Annotated in this window: 16 protein-coding genes; 11 read left to right on the top strand and 5 right to left on the bottom strand. The window is 72.1% G+C overall.

From position 1 onward, the window contains the following. Window positions 1–125 precede the first annotated feature (125 nt). From GA0070618_RS35155 to GA0070618_RS09685, 3 genes are all read left to right on the top strand, one after another. Window positions 126–251: a hypothetical protein gene (locus GA0070618_RS35155; RefSeq protein ID WP_269148482.1), complete on the top strand. Its 126-nt coding sequence runs from the start codon at window positions 126–128 to the stop codon at window positions 249–251. Between the two features lie 138 nt (window positions 252–389). Further along, a complete protein-coding gene (locus GA0070618_RS09690) occupies window positions 390–572 on the top strand; it encodes a hypothetical protein (RefSeq protein ID WP_088981350.1) in 183 nt (60 codons plus the stop codon). Between the two features lie 81 nt (window positions 573–653). Beyond that, window positions 654–1205, top strand: coding sequence for a YbaK/EbsC family protein (locus GA0070618_RS09685; protein ID WP_088981349.1), 552 nt, complete (start codon window positions 654–656; stop codon window positions 1203–1205). A gap of 52 nt (window positions 1206–1257) precedes the next feature. Here GA0070618_RS09685 and GA0070618_RS09680 read toward each other — a convergent pair whose 3' ends face one another. The 4 genes from GA0070618_RS09680 to GA0070618_RS09665 form a co-directional block, all read right to left on the bottom strand. Next, complete coding sequence (locus GA0070618_RS09680; protein ID WP_088981348.1) at window positions 1258–1893, bottom strand: DsbA family oxidoreductase; 636 nt, start codon at window positions 1891–1893, stop codon at window positions 1258–1260. Between the two features lie 100 nt (window positions 1894–1993). Further along, a complete protein-coding gene (locus tag GA0070618_RS09675) occupies window positions 1994–2422 on the bottom strand; it encodes a SufE family protein (protein WP_088981347.1) in 429 nt (142 codons plus the stop codon). A 134-nt stretch (window positions 2423–2556) separates the two neighbouring features. Continuing rightward, window positions 2557–2982, bottom strand: coding sequence for a CBS domain-containing protein (locus tag GA0070618_RS09670; protein ID WP_088981346.1), 426 nt, complete (start codon window positions 2980–2982; stop codon window positions 2557–2559). A 58-nt stretch (window positions 2983–3040) separates the two neighbouring features. Next, entirely contained in the window at window positions 3041–4807 is a 1767-nt protein-coding gene (locus GA0070618_RS09665; RefSeq protein ID WP_088981345.1) for a proline--tRNA ligase, read from the bottom strand. Window positions 4808–4970: 163 nt separating this feature from the next. Between GA0070618_RS09665 and GA0070618_RS09660 the strand changes: the two genes are divergently transcribed. The 5 genes from GA0070618_RS09660 to GA0070618_RS09640 all read left to right on the top strand — a co-directional run bounded on the left by GA0070618_RS09660 (window position 4971) and on the right by GA0070618_RS09640 (window position 9339). Further along, complete coding sequence (locus GA0070618_RS09660; protein WP_088981344.1) at window positions 4971–5738, top strand: SGNH/GDSL hydrolase family protein; 768 nt, start codon at window positions 4971–4973, stop codon at window positions 5736–5738. Between the two features lie 4 nt (window positions 5739–5742). After that, complete coding sequence (locus GA0070618_RS09655; RefSeq protein ID WP_088981343.1) at window positions 5743–6192, top strand: imidazolonepropionase-like domain-containing protein; 450 nt, start codon at window positions 5743–5745, stop codon at window positions 6190–6192. 86 nt (window positions 6193–6278) lie between these two features. Next, on the top strand, window positions 6279–7181 hold the full coding sequence (locus tag GA0070618_RS09650) for a sulfurtransferase (RefSeq protein WP_088981342.1): 903 nt from the start codon (window positions 6279–6281) through the stop codon (window positions 7179–7181). Window positions 7182–7315: 134 nt separating this feature from the next. After that, the gene (locus tag GA0070618_RS09645; RefSeq protein ID WP_172900274.1) at window positions 7316–7942 is read left to right on the top strand and encodes a TetR/AcrR family transcriptional regulator; all 627 of its coding nucleotides are present in this window, start codon (window positions 7316–7318) and stop codon (window positions 7940–7942) included. A 59-nt stretch (window positions 7943–8001) separates the two neighbouring features. Continuing rightward, window positions 8002–9339: an acetyl-CoA carboxylase biotin carboxylase subunit gene (locus GA0070618_RS09640; protein ID WP_088981341.1), complete on the top strand. Its 1338-nt coding sequence runs from the start codon at window positions 8002–8004 to the stop codon at window positions 9337–9339. A gap of 127 nt (window positions 9340–9466) precedes the next feature. Here the strand turns inward: GA0070618_RS09640 and GA0070618_RS09635 are convergent, their stop codons facing one another. Next, complete coding sequence (locus GA0070618_RS09635; protein ID WP_088981340.1) at window positions 9467–10411, bottom strand: hypothetical protein; 945 nt, start codon at window positions 10409–10411, stop codon at window positions 9467–9469. Window positions 10412–11352: 941 nt separating this feature from the next. On the opposite strand from GA0070618_RS09635, the gene GA0070618_RS09625 reads away from it, so the two are divergent. From GA0070618_RS09625 to GA0070618_RS09615, 3 genes are all read left to right on the top strand, one after another. Then, entirely contained in the window at window positions 11353–12267 is a 915-nt protein-coding gene (locus tag GA0070618_RS09625; protein ID WP_088981338.1) for a hydroxymethylglutaryl-CoA lyase, read from the top strand. 217 nt (window positions 12268–12484) lie between these two features. Then, a complete protein-coding gene (locus GA0070618_RS09620) occupies window positions 12485–14017 on the top strand; it encodes an acyl-CoA carboxylase subunit beta (RefSeq protein ID WP_088981337.1) in 1533 nt (510 codons plus the stop codon). 74 nt (window positions 14018–14091) lie between these two features. Next, window positions 14092–15246 (top strand): acyl-CoA dehydrogenase family protein, encoded by a 1155-nt coding sequence (locus GA0070618_RS09615; RefSeq protein WP_088981336.1) that lies wholly within the window; start codon window positions 14092–14094, stop codon window positions 15244–15246. The last annotated feature ends 101 nt before the right edge of the window (window positions 15247–15347 follow it).

Below are 15347 nucleotides of genomic sequence, written 5' to 3'. Positions count from 1 at the left end.
GCTGCGGCGTGGGCGACGGCCGGACGTGGCGACCGGTGACGGGAAGCGAGATCCGGGTCGCGGCGGGTTGACCTGAAGTCGGGTTGAGGACACAGGATGGGTGCTGCTGCCCGCGGATATTCGCTGTGTTCGCCGCCGCCTGGGTCGTACCGTCGCTGGTCGGACCAGCCCTGGCCGGACTGGTCGTGCGCACCGGCCGGGCCTGCGGGGCCGCGGCGAGCGCCGCACTGCCGCACGACGGGGGGCAGTAGCGCGGTCCGCTCGCCGTGGTTCTCGTGGTCGGCGCGCTGATCGCCGGACGGGTCGTGCCGGCCACCGCCTGACACCCGTCCGGGGGACGCTGGCCGGATGAACCCGTTCCCGACTCACGTTCGCCCTACCGTGGCCGCATGCTCACCATGGCCTTCGTCACGATCCTGTACGTCGCTGGCTTCGTCTTCCTCTACGGCGTGATCCGCATTGCCGTCCGGCACGCCCTGGAGGACCTGGACGCCCGCCGCGCGGAGACGCTGCGACCCGGCCCGCCACAGGAACGGCCCTTCGCGCCGGAGAGGTTCCTCGCCGGCAACTGACCGCGAGCGGGTGGGCCACGGCCCCGCCCAGCCGGCCCCGGCAGGTGTTTCCGCTGGCCGGGTGCGAGGATCGCCGGTGTGATGGGAACGCTGAAGACCGAGCCCGCCCGCACCCGGCCGGATCTGCTCGCGCCGCCGGTCGCCACCGCGATCGGACGGTGGACCGCCGACGGTCCGGTCGACCCGGTGGACGTGCTGGTCGCACCGATCGACGCGACGCTCGCCGACACCGCTGCCTTCTGCGCCGCGTACGAGGTGGGGCTGGACGAGTCCGCCAACTGCGTGGTGGTGGCCGGCAAACGGGAGGGCAGCGTCCGCTACGCGGCGTGTGTCGTCCTCGCCGCCACCCGGGTCGACGTCAACGGCGTGGCCCGGCGGGCGCTGGACGTGCGTAAGGCGAGCTTCGCCCCGATGGCCGACGCGGTCGACCTGACCGGCATGGAGTACGGCGGCATCACCCCGATCGGGCTGCCCGAGGGGTGGCCGGTGCTGGTGGACAGCCGGGTGGTCGCCGTTCCGTACGTGATCGTCGGGTCGGGCGTCCGACACAGCAAGATCGCGTTGCCGGGGGCCGCGCTCGGTGCCCTGCCTCACGCGCAGGTGATCGAGGGGCTGGCCAGGCCTGTCGAGTGATCAGCGCTGATCGATGTTGTTGCACGTGAAACATTGGTGCGGGTGGCTCCGGTCAGTCGGCTGACGACTCCCGGCGTGCCACCTCGGCCAGGGCGGCGAGGAGGGTCTCCGGCTCCTGGGCGCCGCTGACCGCGTACTTGCCGGCGAGGACAAAGGTCGGCACGCTGGTCACCCCGATGCTCCGGGCCTCGGTCAGCTCCGCGCGCAGTTCGGCGACCCCGGCGTCCGAGTCGAGGTAGTCGCGGACCTCGGTGGCGTCCAGGTCGACCGTGGTGGCGAGCGAGGCCAGGGCGGAGCGCGAGCCGATGTCGACGCCGTCGGTGAAGTGGGCCCGGAAGAGGGCTTCGATCATGTCCGCCGCCCGGCCCTGGCCGTCGGCGAATCGGATCAGCCGGTGCGCGTCGAACGTGTTCGCGGTGACCGCCCGGTCGAAGTCCAGCTTCAGTCCCACCCCGGCGGCCACCCCGGCGACGTGGTCGGCCATCTGCCGGGCCCGGTCCACCCCGCCGAACTTTGCGCCCAGCCCCTCGATCAGCGGCCGGGGCTCGGACACCGGACTCGGGTCGAGCTGGAACGGCCGGTAGCGGAGGGTCACCTCGCCCTCGTATGCCGCCAGTGCCTGCTCCAGCCGGCGCTTCCCGACGTAGCACCAGGGGCAGACCACGTCGGCGTAGACCTCGATCTCCATGCCCCGGGTCAACCCGCCGTCCGGCGGATCTGTTCCCGGAACCGGGACCGGTGGTCAGCTTCCGCAGTGTCACTGCTCCTCGGGCGAGCGCGGAACCGCCTCAGTCGACCTGTTCGCGGACCTGCCGCTTGAGCCGGGCCAGGATCGCCGTGCCGCCGCGTACCCGCAGCGGGCTGATCGCCTGGGCGAGCCCCATCCGCTGGTACAGGTCGTCCGGGACGGCGAGCACCTCGTCCGCGCTGGCCCCGGCCAGTCCCTCGGCCAGGATGCCGGCGAAGGCCCGGGTGGTGGGAGCCTCCGGCGGGCAGTCGAAAAGGGTGGTCACCGTCCGGTCCGGGGCGACCCGGGCTCGGAGGAAGAACGGTGTCTGGCACTCCGGCACCTGCTCCATACCCTCGTGGCCCACCTGGTCGGGCGGGAGCGGAGGGATGACGTCGGCGAACTCCAACAGCATCTCGAGCACCACCTCGCGTGGGGCGGCGGCGAACTCGTCGACGATCTCGGCCAGCCTGGCCGGCATCTCGGGCATCCCGCCAGGCTACCGGCGTGGTCGTGGCGTTGCCGGCGTGGTCGCGCAACCCCGCCGGCGTGGTTGCAGGGGACCCCTCCTCGGCAGAAAACGGTAGGAGGGGTCCCCTGCAACCACCTCACACCACAACCACCTCACACCACCGGCGCCTTCTCGCTGATCTCACTGAGCGCCGAGTTCGGATCCAGCTGCATCGCCAGGTCACCGAGGGAGACGATGCCGACCAGCTTGCGGTCGGTGTCGCAGACCAGGATCCGCCGGACGCCCCGGTCACGCATCAGGGCCGCCGCCTCGGCCGTCGAACAGTGCTGCTCGATCATCACCACCTCACGAGTGATGATCGAGCCGATCGTGGTGGTCGCCGGATCGCTGCGTTCGGCCACCGCGCGGACCACGATGTCCCGGTCGGTGAGCATCCCGGCGAGGGTGGCGCCGTCGGTGACCACCACGTCGCCGATGTCCGCCTCCTTCATCACCCTGGCCGCCTCGTCCAGGGGCGTCTCCGTCGACAGGTAGACAACCTGTCGGGTCATCACGTCACTGACCCGGTAACCGGACATCGAGAGCCTCCGAGGATTGACCCAGCAGATGTCACAGCGGTACCCAGTGGCGGCGTTGCTACACCAGGTCGGGCGGTATCGCGGCGAGTCCGGTGAGCGCGGTGGTCAACTCGACCACCGGCAGCTCCGTACGGTCGCCGCGTGCGCGGTCGCGCAGCTCCACGTACCCGTCGGCGAGACGACGGCCGACCACCACGGTGCGCGGGATGCCGATCAGCTCGGCGTCGGTGAACTTCACCCCGGCCGAGACGTGCGTACGGTCGTCGACCAGCACCCGCAGGCCGGCGGCGGCGAGGCGTCCGCCCAGGTCGAGCGCCGCGTCGAGCTGCGGTCCCTTCCCGGCCGCCACCAGGTGTACGTCGCACGGCGCGACCGCCATCGGCCAGCACAGTCCCCGCTCGTCGTGGTGCTGTTCGGCGATGGTGGCGACCAGCCGGGAGATCCCGATGCCGTAGCAGCCCATCAGCGGCCGGACCGGTTTGCCGGCCGGACCGAGCACGTCCACCGCGAACACGTCGGTGAACCGGCGACCGAGCTGGAAGACGTGCCCGATCTCGATGCCCCGGCGCATGCTCAGCTGCCCGTCCGGACAGGCCGGGCAGGGGTCGCCGGGGCGTACGTCCGCCGCCTCGACCGTGCCGTCGGGGACGAAGTCGCGGCCACAGACGACGTCGACCGCGTGCCGGCCCGGCTCGTTGGCCCCGGTCAGCCAGGCGGTGCCGGGCACCACCCGGGGGTCGACCAGGTAGCGGAGCCCGAGTTTCGCCATGACCTGCGGGCCGATGTAGCCCCGGACCAGCTCCGGCCGGTCGGCGAAGCCGTCGAAGACGGTGACCGTCGCCGGGTGCAGTGCCGCACCGACCCGTTTGAGGTCCACCTCGCGGTCCCCGGGCACCCCTACCACCAACAGTTCCGCCTCGTCCGCGCCGGGACGGCGGACCGAGAGCACGACGTTCTTCAGCGTGTCGGCGGCGGTCCAGTCGTCCCGGCCACCGAGGCGGCGGGTGTTGGCCAGGTCGACCAGGGCGGCGATGGTCGGGGTGTCCGGAGTGTCGTGGACGGTGGCGGGCGGGTGCGCGTCCGGGTCGCCGGCCGGCGGGGCGGGCGTGGTCACCGCCTCGGTGTTGGCCGCGTAGTCGCAGGTGGTGCAGGCGACGTAGCTGTCCTCGCCGACCGGCGTGGCGGCGAGGAACTCCTCCGAAGCGGAACCCCCCATCGCCCCGGACATCGCGGTGACCACGGTGTACTCCAGCCCCAGCCGGTCGAAGACCCGCTGGTACGCCGCCCGGTGCCGGGCGTACGCCTCGCGCAGGCCCGACTCGTCCAGGTCGAACGAGTAGGCGTCCTTCATCAGGAACTCGCGCCCGCGCAGCAGGCCGGCCCGGGGCCGGGCCTCGTCCCGGAACTTGGTCTGGATCTGGAAGAGCGTCACCGGGAAGTCCCGGTACGAGGTGAACAGGTCCTTGACCAGCAGCGCGGCCAGTTCCTCGTGGGTCGGGCCGAGCAGGTGCGGCGCGCCGCGCCGGTCGGTCAGGGTGAAGATGTCGTCGCCGTACTCGGTCCACCGCCCGCTGGCCTGGTACGGCTCGGCCGGCAGCAGTGCCGGGAAGTGCACCTCCTGGCCGCCGATCGCGGTCATCTCGGACCGGACGATCTCGGTGACCCGGTCCAGGACGAGCTTGCCGAGGGGCAGCCAGGTGTAGCCGCCCGGCGCGGCCCGGCGGACGTAGCCGGCGCGCAGCAGGAGCCGGTGACTCGGCACCTCCGCGTCCGCCGGGTCCTCCCGCAGGGTCCGCAGCAGCAGGGTCGACATCCGCAACATCATGGGCGCAGCGTACGACGGAGGGTCGGCCCGTCCATCCGAATTGTCGGGTGCGGTGGCCCACGTTCGGGCCCACGTCGATGCCGTGCCCGGTACGGACGGTGCGAGACTGGTTGCCGCTGTGACACCGGGACTCGACGACACCGGGACGACGGGGAGGGACGACGTGCGCTGGCGCAGCTTCGTGGCGGTGGGAGACAGCTTCACCGAGGGCATGGACGACGCGTACCCGGACGGCACCTACCGGGGCTGGGCGGACCTGGTGGCCACCCGGCTCGCCGCCGAGGCCGGTCCCGACTTCCGCTACGCCAACCTCGCCGTCCGGGGCAAGCTCTTCCCGCAGGTGGTGGCGGACCAGGTGCCCGCCGCGCTGGCGATGCGCCCGGACCTGGTCAGCTTCGCGGCCGGCGGTAACGACGTGCTTCGTCGCGGCTTCGACCCGGAGGCGCTGGTCAGCCGCTTCGACGACATGGTCCGGCAGTTGCGGGCCGACGGCGCGGACGTGCTGCTGTTCCGGTTCGCCGACGTGATGGCCCGGTTGCCCGGCCAGCGCATGGTCGCGCCCCGGGTGCAGCTGCTCAACCGGGCGGTCGGTGAGACCGCCGAGCGGCACGGCGCGATCCTGGTCGACCTGTACGCCGACGACACCTACCTCAATCCGCTGCTCTGGAGCACCGACCGGCTGCACCTGTCGGCGGCCGGGCACCGGCGGGTGGCCGGGCAGGTGCTGACCGCGCTCGGGGTCGGCTGCGACGAGGAGTGGCTGCTCGTACCCCCGCATCCGGAGCCGACGCCGTGGCTGGCCGCCCGCGCGGCCGACCTGCGTTGGGCCGGCCGGCACCTGGCCCCGTGGATCAGGCGGCGGTTGACCGGCCGGTCCTCGGGTGACCTCGTGACGGCGAAGCGGCCGCAGCTCGGCCCGATCGCGGACTGACGTCGTGGCGACCACCATCCACGCGGCCACCCTGCTGCGACACGGTTCCGACGGTGGACCGGTGGCGGGCTGGGCCGTCGTGGTGAGCGGGGACCGGATCGCCGCCGTCGGGCCGGTCGACGACGTGCTCGGGGCACACCCGGGGGCCCGGGTACGGCGCTGGGCCGGCACGCTCGGACCGGGCCGCGTGCACCCCGGCCCGCTCCCGCCGGCGGCGACCCCCCGGGAACGGGTGCACGCGCTGTTCCGGCTCGGGGTGACCGCCGTGCTGGCGGCCCAGATCGACGAGCCCGGCCTGCGGGCCGTGGTCGAGCGGAGTGACGTGGCGGTGCTGGCCGACACCCGGCCGGTGACGCTGGCCCCGGGCGGGCGGGCCGACCTGGCCGTCCTGACCGACGACGGCCGGTGCGTCGCCACCGTGGTCGCCGGGCGACTGGTGCACCGGCGGGCCTGAACCGGCGCACCGGCGGGCCGAGCCGGCGCACCACGGGCGGATCTGTTTCCGCGCCGTTCGTCCGGATCGGGCGTACCTTGGGGCTCATGGCTGTGCCGAGCGACCCGAACCCCCGTCTTCAGTCGTACGCCGACCCGCAGCGTCTCGTCACCACCGAGTGGCTCGCCGAACACCTGGGCACCGACGGCCTGGTCGTGGTGGAGTCCGACGAGGACGTGCTCCTCTACGACACCGGCCACATCCCCGGGGCAGTCAAGATCGACTGGCACCTGGAGTTGAACGACCAGGTCACCCGGGACTACCTCGACGCCAAGAGCTTCGCCGAGCTGTGCGCCGCCAAGGGCATCGGCCGGGACGACACCGTGGTCTTCTACGGGGACAACTTCAACTGGTGGGCGGCGTACGCCCTCTGGGTCTTCTCCCTGTTCGGCCATCGGGACGTCCGCCTGCTCGACGGGGGACGGCAGAAGTGGATCGCCGAGGGACGCGAGACGACCCGGGACAAGGTGACCCGGCCCCGGGCCGAGTACCCGGTGCCCACCCGGGACGACGCGCCGGTCCGGGCGTTCCGCGAGCAGGTGATGGCGCACGTGGCGGCCGGCCGGCCGCTGGTCGACGTCCGGTCCCCCGGCGAGTACACCGGCGAGATGCTGCACATGCCGGACTATCCGCAGGAGGGCGCGCTGCGCGGCGGGCACATCCCCGGCGCGGTGAACAAGCCGTGGAAGTCGGCGGCGAACGAGGACGGGACCTTCCGGTCCCCCGAGGAGCTGCGCGCGATCTACACCGACCAGTTGGGGCTGAGCCCGGACGACGACGTCATCGCGTACTGCCGGATCGGCGAGCGGTCCAGCCACACCTGGTTCGTGCTGCGGCACCTGCTCGGCTATCCGCAGGTGCGCAACTACGACGGATCGTGGACCGAGTGGGGCAACCTGGTCCGGGCACCCGTCGTCCGGGGCGACCAGCCCGGCGGCCTCAACCCGTGACGGTCCCCCGGCCGGCGGCACCACGGCCGGGGGGACAGCCACGGCGGGGCGGGACCGGCTCGTGGCCAGCCACGCCGCCGGCCCGGGTGAACCGGCGGATCCGCCGGCGGTTGACATCGGATTACGCTTGCCGGGTGACGGTGGAGCAACAGGCGGCGCGCGGCGGGACGAACGGCACGACGGGCACGGGCCGGCGGCGGTCCCGCCGGGACGAGATCCTGGACATCGCGGTCGGCCTCTTCGCCGCCCGGGGGTACCACGGCGTCTCGATGGACGACATCGGCGCGGCGGCGGGGGTGACCGGGCCGGCCCTCTACCACCACTTCGCCGGCAAGGAGGCGATGCTGGCCGCCGCTCTCATCCCGGTCAGCGAGGGGCTGCTCGCCGGTGGCCGGGAACGGGCCGGCGGTCACCCCGACGACCCGCGTGCCGTGCTGGAGTCGCTGATCGACTTCCACGTGGACTTCGCGCTGGCCCATCCCGCGGTGATCGCGCTGCACCTGAACGAGTTGGACCGCCTCCCCGACGAGCCCCGGCGGACGATCCGCCGGTTGCAGCGCCTCTACGTGGAGGAGTGGGTGAACGTGCTGACCACGCTCCACCCCGGCCTGCCGGACGGGGAGGCCCGGGTGCTCGCCCACGCCGCGTTCGGCCTGATGAACTCGACCCCCTTCCTCGGCGGCGAGGTGGACCGGCACCGCCGGGCCGAGCTGCTGCGCGGCGCGACGCTCGGCGCGCTGCTCGCGCGCACCGACTCGTAGGAGACGGCCGGTACGTGGTTTCCTGACAACGTCCACCACCCCAGGACGTTGGAGGAAACATGATCGAGTCGCTGCTGGTCGCCAACCGCGGCGAGATCGCCCGCCGGATCATCCGTACCGCGAAGCGGCTCGGGATCCGGACGGTGGCGGTCCACTCGGAGGCGGACGCGGGACTCCCGTTCGTCACCGAGGCCGACGAGGCGGTGTGCGTGGGACCGGCCAACCCGGCCCAGAGCTACCGCAACGTCGAGGCGATCCTCGCCGCCGCCAAGTCCACCGGCGTGCAGGCGATCCACCCCGGCTACGGCTTCCTGTCGGAGAACGCCGCCTTCGCCCGTACGGTCGAGGAGAACGGGCTGATCTGGGTCGGACCCGGCGCGGATGCGATCACCGCGATGGGCGACAAGATCAACGCCCGGAACCTGATGGCGGCGGCCGGCGTTCCGGTCGCGCCCGGCACCACCGACCCGGCGGCCGACCTCGACGCGGCGGTGGCCGCCGCGGCGGAGATCGGCTACCCGGTCATGGTCAAGGCCGCAGCCGGTGGCGGCGGCATGGGCATGGGCGTGGCGACCGACGAGACCGCGCTGCGCACCGAGTACGACAAGGTGCGGAGCTTCGCCGAGCGGATGTTCGGCGACGGCTCGGTGCTCATCGAGCGGTACTTCCCCCGGGTCCGCCACGTCGAGGTGCAGATCCTCGGCCTGGCCGACGGCCGGGTGGTCGCCCTCGGCGAGCGGGAGTGCTCGGTGCAGCGGCGCAACCAGAAGCTGGTCGAGGAGTCCCCCTCCCCGGCGGTCTCCCCGGAGCTGCGGGAACGGTTCCTCGCCGCAGCGGTCCGCGCCGGCGAGGCGGTCGGCTACCGCAACGCGGGCACGGTCGAGTGCCTCCTGGATCCCGCTTCGAACGAGTTCTTCTTCCTGGAGATGAACACCCGACTCCAGGTCGAGCACCCGGTGACCGAACTGGTCTACGGCATCGACCTGGTCGAGGAGCAGCTCCGGGTCGCCGCCGGCCTCGCGCCGACCTTCGACCCGGACGCGCTCACCCCGGGCGGGCACGCCATCGAGCTGCGGATCAACGCCGAGGACCCGAAGCGCTTCCTGCCCGGCCCGGGGGTGGTCAGCACCTGGACCGAGCCGACCGGTGCGGGCGTCCGCGTCGACTCCGGCTACGTCGCCGGTAACACGGTCACCCCGTTCTACGACTCCCTGATGGCGAAGCTGATCGTCTTCGGCGCGGACCGGGCCGAGGCGATCGAGCGGGCCCGTACGGCGGTCGCCGGTTTCGAGGTCGTCGGCCCGAAGTGCAACCTGCCCTTCTTCGCCGAACTGCTGGAGAACGCCGAGTTCGTCTCCGGCGACTACGACACCGGCATCGTCGGGCGCATGCGCTGACCGAACCGGTCGTGCCGACAGGTCACCGGTTCCCCGGTCGGGCCGCTCGCCCGCCGGGGACCGGTGACCGCCCTCAAGCCGGTGGCCGCCCTCAAGCCGGTGGCCGCCCTCAAGCCGGTGGCCGCCCTCAAGCCGGTGGCCGACGCCAAGCGGTGTTCGGCGCGGGGGTCCGCCCGGTTCCCGGCTGCGGGAAGCGGTCGGTCGGGCGTGGCGACGGGGTGTGGCGGTCGACCGGGCCAGCGGTCTTCCGGGGCCCGTCGTGCCCGAAACCCTCCAACCAGAAGGTCACCCCGGCGGCGCCGGACGACCGGGGAGCCACCAGGTCGGCCCGGCTCGGTTTCCGGCGCACCGGAGGGTCTCCGTCCAGCCCGGTCGGGTGGCCGAAGTGCCCCTCGTTCCGGCTGCTCCGCAACGACGGCGGCGAGCTGCGGCCCACCTCGTCCGACGGCGGCTCGACCTGCCACAGGCGGTCGGTCAGGTGCGCGAGATCGGCCCGGAGCCGCAGGTTCTCCGCCTGACTGGCGTCCAGCCGATCCCTGAGTTCGGCCTTCTGCCGTTCGAGCAGTTCGACCAGGACGGCCTCGCCGGATTCTGCGGCCGGCACCTCGACCGGGCCGAGGACGTCCGGGCGGAAACCCTTCGGGTAACGGCCCCGGGCCGCCCGGTGCAGGTCGGCCAGCCGGATCCGGGTCTCCCGCTGCTCCTCGGCCGGAACCAGGTGCCGGACCAGCAGTTCCACCAGGGGCCAGCGTGGACCCCGGCTGCGTACGCCGAAGTTCCACGACAGCTTCTTGCGCAGCCGTCGTAGGTTGCTCTCGTCCTTTCCGGCTCGCTGGACCGCCTGCTCGCCGTGTGGCCGGGCCTGGGCGCAGGCGAGTTCGACGGCGGCCCGCCGCCAGGTGTCGACCGGCCCGATCCGGACGTGCTGTTCCACCAGGTCCCGTACCGCCAGCGCGTAGGCCGCCACCTCGCTGTCGCCCCAGTGCCGGGTGAGCTGCTCGGCGAGCCGGTCACGGTCGGTCAGCCGGTGCCGTCGCCGGCGCCCGGGCGGCACGCCGTTGTCGTTCGTCATGTCGGTCCTTCCAAGAGCACATGACTCGGACCGTATTTGTACCTCCTCGCAGCAATGACTGCGGCCGATGGTGCCCGTCGTCGGGAAATGGCCGCCGAGAAGCCGTCCGGATAGGACACGTGGCGTTCCCCCGGTAGGCGGATCAGCTTTGCCGGCAACGGATCCGGCCAGAAAAGCCGGCCAGAAAAGTCCTCGTCATCCGGCTATCCGACGGGCACCGGCCGGCCCGTTGATCGTTGGAGAAGCGGGCAGGGGACGGCGCGGCCGAGTGGTTCTCCGGGCCGCCGGAAATGCGCCCGCCTACCGGCCCGGCAACGAAGGACCAACGAAAGGACGGTGGATGGACGACGACGCGGGACGTCGCCCGACGACCCGGGACCGAACGGTCCGGAGGTTGCGGGTGGCCTCCCTGTGGGCGGACGCCGCAGTGGTGGTCGCCACGGTGTCGGGCCGAGAGGACATCAGCGCCAGCGCCGGTGCCCTCTCGACCACATTCCGGTGCGCTGCTGAGCTCTTGGAAGGACCGTCGCAGCGCTGATCCCGGAGGCGTACGGATGGTCGGTGCCGGACTCCGGCGCCGGCCATCACGCCGTGACCCAACCTATCGACCATCACCGAGACGATCCATCACGCCGACTCGGCTTGGCCGTTGCGGTGGACCGATCCGGCGCAGCAGCGGAGAAGACGCGACGGACGGGCTAACCCGATCGGGTGAGGGACGCACGTGTGGTGCGAGCCGGCTCCGACGACCTCGGCTATGCGTGCGGCCGGGGCGGCTGGCACCGGCCGCCCGGCTCTGCTTCCCTGGGAGGGACGTCGTCCCGGTGCCGGGCGGAGTCTCGTCCCGCGAGGGACGGTGACCGGCGCCCGGCGGTGTCGCCACCACCCGGTCGGTGCGGGCACCGGACGGACCAGAGACCCACGTCACAGTGAGGTGACCGATGAGCCAACTGCCAGACTCCGTGTCGATCCGCGAGGTCGGGCCGCGCGACGGGCTCCAGAACGAGGAACCGATCCCGACCGACGCCAAGGTACGGCTGCTCGACGCACTCTCCGGCACCGGCGTACGGCGGATCGAGGCGGTGTCCTTCGTGCACCCGAAGGCGATCCCGCAGATGGCGGACGCCGACGAGGTGTGGCAGCGGGCGTCGCGGGCGCCGGGGGTGCGTTACTCGGCGCTGGTGCCGAACACCCGGGGCGCGCAGCGTGCCCTCGCCGCCGGTTTCGACGAGATCGAGGTGGTGGTCTCGGCGAGCGACACGCACAACCGGCGCAACGTGAACCGCTCCACGGACGAGTCGCTGGACGACATCGCCGAGCTGATCGACCTGCTGCACGGCGCGGGCGCGCAGGCCGAGGTGATCGTGGCGACGAGCTTCGGCTGCCCGTACGAGGGGGACACCGACCCCCGCCGGGTGGCCGGCATCGTCGACCGGGTGGTCCGCGACGGCGCGGACCGGGTGGCCTTCGGTGACACCACCGGCATGGCGACCCCGCGCCGGGTCCGGGAACTGCTGACCGAGGTGCGCGACCGCAACGCGCACATCCCGGTGCTGCTGCACTTCCACAACACCCGGGGCACCGCGTTGGCGAACATGCTGACCGCGCTGGAACTCGGGGTGACCGAGTTCGACGCCAGCGTCGGCGGTCTCGGTGGCTGCCCGTACGCGCCGGGGGCGAGCGGCAACCTGGCCACCGAGGAGGCCGTGCACATGCTGCACGACATGGGTGTGGACACGGGCATCGACCTGGACGCCCTGATCGAGGTGGCGGAGCTGGCCGAGCGACTCGTCGGACGACAGCTCCCCTCCGGTGTCCTCCGCGCCGGCCCCCGGTCCCGCCTGACCACTCCCTGAACGACCCCCTGGATGATCCACTCCATTTCGCCGATGATGCGCCATCCCGTACCACCGGAGGCCACCGGTTCGACGGAATGGAGTGGATCGTGGCGACCGGTCGCTGGACTCGCCCGTGTCGCCGTAGCAGATTCGCCGGAAGGGGCGAGGATCGGATAGCCTAACGATCGTTCAGGTCGGTGGGGCCAGGGGCCCGCAACGCGGCGAGGGAGTCGGCGTGACGCTCGACGGTGAGGCACTGGAGCAGCTCCGCAAGCGGGCCCGGGCCGGCGGCGCGGACAAGTACCATGCGGCCAACGCGGCCAAGGGCAAGCTCTTCGCCCGGGAGCGGGTCGCGCTCCTGGTGGACGAGGGGTCCTTCGTCGAGGACGGCCTCTACGCCAACGCGATGGCCGAGGGCCTGCCGGCGGACGGCGTGGTCACCGGCACCGCCACCATCGACGGGCGGCAGGTCTGCCTGATGGCGAACGACTCCACGGTCAAGGCCGGGAGTTGGGGCGCGCGGACCGTCGAGAAGATCATCCGAATCATCGAGCGGGCGTACGACACCGGTGTGCCCATGGTGTACCTGGTCGACTCGGCCGGCGCGCGCATCACCGACCAGGTCGAACTTTTCCCCGGCCGGCGGGGCGCCGGCAAGATCTTCTGGAACCAGGTCCGCGCCTCCGGCTCGATCCCGCAGGTCTGCGCGCTGTTCGGGCCGAGCGCCGCCGGTGGCGCGTACATCCCGGCGTTCTGCGACGTGGTCGCGATGGTCGAGGGCAACGCCAGCATGTACCTCGGCTCCGACCGCATGGTCGAGATGGTCACCGGGGAGAAGACCACGCTGGAGGCGATGGGCGGGGCCAAGGTGCACTGCGCCGAGTCCGGCGTCGGCCACTTCCTCTGCAAGAGCGAGGCCGAGGCGCTCGACGTGGTCAAGCGCTACCTGTCGTACCTGCCGGCGAACTGGACGCAGGCGCCGCCGGCCGCGCCGGCCGTCGAGGCACCGGCCAAGGCCGACCTGGCCGCGCTGGTGCCGGCGAGCGAGCGGCAGGCGTTCGACATGCGCCGGTACGTCAAGGGACTGCTCGACGACGGCTCCTTCTTCGAGATCCAGGCGCTCTGGGCCAGGGAACTGACCATCGGCTTCGGCCGGCTGAACGGCGAGGTCGTCGGGGTCGTCGGCAACAACTCGATGTTCAAGGGTGGCGTGCTCTTCGTCGACTCGGCCGACAAGGCGACCCGGTTCGTGCAGCTCTGCGACGCGTTCAACGTGCCGCTGCTCTTCCTCTCCGACGTGCCCGGGTTCATGGTCGGCAGCGCGGTGGAGAAGCAGGGCATCATCCGGCACGGGGCCAAGATGATCACGGCGATCTCCGAGGCGACCGTACCGAAGATCTGCGTGGTGGTCCGCAAGGCGTACGGCGCGGGCCTCTACGCGATGGCCGGCCCCGGCTTCGAGCCGGACGCGACGATCGCCCTGCCCACCGCGAAGATCGCGGTGATGGGCGCGGAGGCCGCGGTCAACGCGGTCTACGCCAACAAGATCGCCGCCATCGAGGACGAGGCCGAGCGGGCCGCCTTCGTCGCCGCGAAGCGCGCGGAGTACGAGCGGGACATCGACATCGTCCGGCTCGCCAGTGAGCTCGTGGTCGACACGATCGTCGAGCCGCACGAACTGCGGGCCGAGCTGGTCCGCCGGTTCACCGCCGCGCGGAGCAAGGAGCGGCACTTCTCCCGGCGCCGGCACGGCGTCACCCCGGTCTGAGCCACGGCGTCGGCACGACCCCGCTGCATCCGGCGTCACGAGCGCCCGGCAGCCCGTCCACTCAGGAGGAACCCATGGACTTCCGGCTCACCGATGAGCAAGAGGCGCTGCGGGAGAGCGTCCGGGACTTCGCCCGGGACGTGGTCGCGCCGGTCATCGCCGAACACTACGAGCGGCACACCTTCCCGTACGAGGTGATCCGCCAGATGGGCAAGATGGGGCTGTTCGGGCTCCCCTTCCCGGAGGAGCACGGCGGCATGGGCGGCGACTACTTCGCGCTCTGCCTCGCCCTGGAGGAGTTGGCCCGGGTCGACTCCAGCGTGGCGATCACCTTGGAGGCGGCGGTCTCGCTCGGCGCGATGCCGATCTTTCGGTTCGGCACCGACGAGCAGAAGCGCAGGTGGCTGCCGAAGCTGCTCAGCGGCGAGGCGCTGGCCGGCTTCGGGCTGACCGAGCCGGGCTTCGGCTCGGACGCCGGTGGCACCCAGACCCGGGCGGTGCTGGACGAGTCGACCGACGAGTGGGTGATCAACGGCTCGAAGGCGTTCATCACCAACTCGGGCACCGACATCACCGCGCTGGTCACCGTCACCGCGGTCACCGGCACCCGACCGGACGGCGCGAAGGAGCTGTCGACGATCATCGTCCCGTCCGGCACGCCCGGGTTCACCGTCGCACCCGGGTACTCCAAGGTCGGTTGGAACGCCTCGGACACCCACGAGCTGACGTTCGACGACTGCCGGGTGCCGGCGGAGAACCTGCTCGGCGCGCGGGGCCGGGGCTTCGCCCAGTTCCTGCGGATCCTCGACGAGGGGCGGATCGCCATCGCCGCGCTCGCCGTCGGCCTCGCCCAGGGCTGCGTCGACGAGTCGGTCAAGTACGCGAAGGAACGACACGCGTTCGGCCAGCCGATCGGCAACTACCAGGCGATCCAGTTCAAGATCGCCGACATGGAGATGAAGGCGCACACCGCCCGCCTGGCGTACTACGACGCGGCGGCGCGGATGCTCGCTGGTGAGCCGTTCAAGCGCCACGCGGCCATCGCGAAGCTGCACGCCAGCACCGTCGCGGTGGACAACGCCCGGGAGGCCACCCAGATCCACGGCGGATACGGCTTCATGAACGAGTACCCGGTCGCCCGGTTCTGGCGGGACAGCAAGATCCTGGAGATCGGCGAGGGCACCAGCGAAGTCCAGCGCATGATCATTGCCCGCGACCTGGGCATGTGAGCGAACGGCCCGCTACCGGCTCGGCCGCCGCTGTCGGCTGCGTACCAGCGCCGCAGGGCGGCCGGGTCCCGGTGCGTCGCCGCGAGTCGTTCCGGGACCTC

Origin of the sequence: Micromonospora echinospora (assembly GCF_900091495.1) — a bacterium.
Classification (GTDB): Bacteria; Actinomycetota; Actinomycetes; order Mycobacteriales; family Micromonosporaceae; genus Micromonospora; species Micromonospora echinospora.
The sequence above is the reverse complement of the archived record's forward strand: the minus strand, read 5'-3'. Positions and strand labels throughout refer to the sequence as shown.